Genomic DNA, 3,009 nt, shown 5'->3' on the forward strand with positions numbered 1-3,009 from the left:
CAGATGGCCAACAGCAACGCTGTCAGAAGGGCGGCATAACAACAACCGGGTATAGCTTATCAAGCCCACAAAGCTGTCCGAACGGACGGGACCACCTCAGAGTTTTATCAGCGTCATTTTATTTAGCTATGTTTTCGGAGGCGTAACAATACCCAATCACAGGATAAAACTGCCATGTTTATTCTGCCCATCTATGCTCGTTTTATACAATTAACGGACAATACGGTTTTGAAACCATGCCGTGGCAAGATGGTGTGACGGGCCATGCGGCGCCCACCGTTCGATCTGTGGCAACTCCTATGCGTGCGGGCAATCGCCGAGCAAGGCAGTATCCACGGCGCGGCACGTTTCCTGAACACCCGGCAATCGGCCGTCAGCCGCTCCCTGCACAACCTCGAAGAGCGGCTGAATGTCAGGCTGTTCACCCGCTCCCCGGCCGGTGCTACCCCGACAGCCTTCGGTGAAGAATTTATCCTCTGGACCCAGATGATCCTGGATAACGTGGCTGGCATGAACGCCCGCGCTCGGCGGACGGGCAAGGGCGAGAATGGCCAGATCTCCATCGGCATCCAGACCTGCGTCCTGCCTGGACGCCTCTCGGCCTTCACGGCGGAGTTCCGTGCTACGCATCCCGATATCATCTTTCGCTATTCCGAGGGCACAGGCAAGAGACTGGTGCGTCGGCTCCAGCGCGGACAGATCGATTTCGCGGTCGTCACACGTCGCAATCTGACGCCAGTCCTGCGCGTCATGCCCCTTTGGAGCGACCGCATCGTGGCGGCGCTCTCCACCGATCACCCTCTGGCGACACGACGGGAAATCTCATGGCAAGATCTGCGTCATGAAACATTCCTGATCGGACGTGATAATGCCGGTCATGATTTCAAGGAACTTATCCGGCGAAAACTCGGTGAAACCGATATCCATCCCAGAATCCGTCATCATGATATCGGCAGCAATCGGGTTGTCGCACTCGTCCAGAACAAGGAAGGCATCGCGCTACTTCCGGCCTCGTGGCTGCCGCTGATCCGCGATCAGCATGGCCACGACATCGCGATCATGGAAATCCGTGACGCAGGCGGTTCCTCCCATCTGGAATTCGGCATTGTCTGGCGGCCCGACAATGAGAATCCCTGCGCCCAGAGCTTCGCCCGATATATCGAAGCCCATCAGCCGTGGCCGTGAGGCTACTTTTCCGACGATGCTGCTTTTGCCTGCCTCCGCGCCCTGGCGAATCCCTTGTCCGACATCATGAACTGCCGAAGCATGGGCGCGACCAGCCGGGCCGGGTCCATCGCCCCATCGTTGCCGGAAAGAAGTGCCGCATAGGCAAGCAGGTCACGATGGAGGTCGGCGGGTAGCGCCACGGTCATTCTGACCGGTTTCTCATCGGGAAGTTCCCGGATTTTCAGGTCCGTCATCGTATATGTCCTTGATCCCGGTAGGGTTTGAGTAGCAGGTCGTGCCCGACCAGAACGGTAAAGGGCAGCCCCGGCCGATCGGTCAGGGTGGGCTGGACGTTCAGACTGCGATCGATCAGCCGGTTACCGACCATGGAAAACCCGTTGCTGGCGCCAGAACGGATCGCCTGCATCAGGTTGTTCTCGTTCCATGACGTCCCGGCTTCGGAGCCCACGCTGAGCAGGGTCGTGGCCAGGGCGGCTTTGAACAACTGCCCCCAGTGACTGTTCACCTCGTCGGACAGGCCGGACTGGCCAATGGCGTCGCCGCCGGGCAGCTTTTCCAGCACCAGGCTTTCGCCATTCGGGAAAATCAGCCGGGTCCAGATAATCTGGGTGCGCTGCTGCCCGAAGGAGACGCTGCTGTTATAGGCCACAAACAGCGTGCTCCCCTGCGGGATCAGAAGATAGCGCCCGGTCGGGCTGTCATAGACGTTCTGGGTCACATGGCTGGTAATCTGGCCCGGCAGGTCGGAGCTGATTTTCGTGTTCAGCGCGCCAGCGATCACCGTGCCCGCCTGAAGGATATAGGGCGAGACCAGCGGCATGATGCGATCGGGGCTGGTTGTCGCGCGATCCGGCTGCCCTTCCAGGAAGGCAATGTTTCCAGCCTGTGGTCCGTCCGTGGTGGACGCCCGCCCCTGAGAGGCAGGAGCGCCCGGTACGGGTGGCATCGCCTGGTCACTGGCACGGTCGCGCTCCCCCGTCTGCACGAACAGCCGGCTGGCGATCGCCGCCTCGGCCTCCTGCGCGGCGCGGTGGTCTTCGGTACCGGAGGCCGCCTTCCCCTGCCCTTGCGCATGCAGGATGGCGCGCCCGAGATCACCGGGCAACGCTGGCCCGAGTTTCGGCACGTCCTTGCCGATATAATCGGAGGGCAGCCCCGCCAGCCCGTCGGCCGAGGGACGGACATCGGTATCCTGTGTGGCCGACGTGGACGGCGGCCTATGGCTGGCCTGAAGGGCGTAACCCAGCGCGAAGGCCACCGCGACCATGCCGACCCCGCCCAGCGACCAGACCACGGTGCGCGACAGACGCACCACGCGCGGCCGATCGGCCCGCAGACGCAGATCGGGCGGCGGCGTTGCAGCACCTGCGGGATTTTCGCCCACTGTCGGCGCCTGCCCGGTCATGTCCGCCGTCCGTCGGTACGGACGATGCGCACCCGTTGCTCGGAATGCTTGTCGCCCAGCCGCAGTTCGGCTGCGGCAAACAGGCGATCCACGATCATCCAGTTCTGCCGCACCCGGTAATTGACCAGTTCCGGCCCACCATCGGCCCCCAGCACAAAGAGCGGGGGCAGTTCCCCCTGCCCGATCCCGGATGGGAAAGCGATATAGACCTTATGCCCATCATCGAAAGCCCGGCTGGGTAACCAGGGCGGTGTGGCGCCTTTCACCGGCTGGATGGCGTAACGGAAATTCAGCGCGTCGAGATCCAAACCCACGTCGTAATCATCCGGCGAGAGACGCGGGCGTATTCAGGCGGCGATGGTATTGTGGACCTGCTGGTGGGCTTTCCAGTGCCAGGGCAGGAGTTCATGGAGGCG

3 protein-coding genes and 1 pseudogene are annotated in these 3,009 nt (G+C 62.0%); 1 reads left to right on the forward strand and 3 read right to left on the reverse strand.

Annotated features, from left to right (window positions below; all coding sequences use genetic code 11):
- The first annotated feature begins 264 nt into the window (after nt 1-264).
- The gene (locus tag CFR72_RS16490; protein WP_099347859.1) at nt 265-1,185 is read left to right on the forward strand and encodes a LysR family transcriptional regulator; all 921 of its coding nucleotides are present in this window, start codon (nt 265-267) and stop codon (nt 1,183-1,185) included.
- A 2-nt stretch (nt 1,186-1,187) separates the two neighbouring features.
- On the opposite strand, the gene CFR72_RS16495 is transcribed toward CFR72_RS16490, so the two are convergent.
- The 3 genes and pseudogenes from CFR72_RS16495 to CFR72_RS16505 all read right to left on the reverse strand — a co-directional run.
- Nucleotides 1,188-1,421, reverse strand: coding sequence for a DUF2274 domain-containing protein (locus tag CFR72_RS16495; protein WP_007396822.1), 234 nt, complete (start codon nt 1,419-1,421; stop codon nt 1,188-1,190).
- A complete protein-coding gene (locus CFR72_RS16500; RefSeq protein ID WP_110914789.1) occupies nt 1,418-2,593 on the reverse strand; it encodes a TrbI/VirB10 family protein in 1,176 nt (391 codons plus the stop codon). The genes CFR72_RS16495 and CFR72_RS16500 overlap by 4 nt, the downstream gene beginning before the upstream one ends.
- Nucleotides 2,590-2,910, reverse strand: a pseudogene (locus CFR72_RS16505) (TrbG/VirB9 family P-type conjugative transfer protein); the annotation flags it as partial. The gene CFR72_RS16500 and the pseudogene CFR72_RS16505, both read right to left, overlap by 4 nt.
- Nucleotides 2,911-3,009 lie beyond the last annotated feature (99 nt).

This window comes from Gluconacetobacter entanii (genome assembly GCF_003206495.1).
In the GTDB taxonomy this organism is placed as follows: domain Bacteria; phylum Pseudomonadota; class Alphaproteobacteria; order Acetobacterales; family Acetobacteraceae; genus Novacetimonas; species Novacetimonas entanii.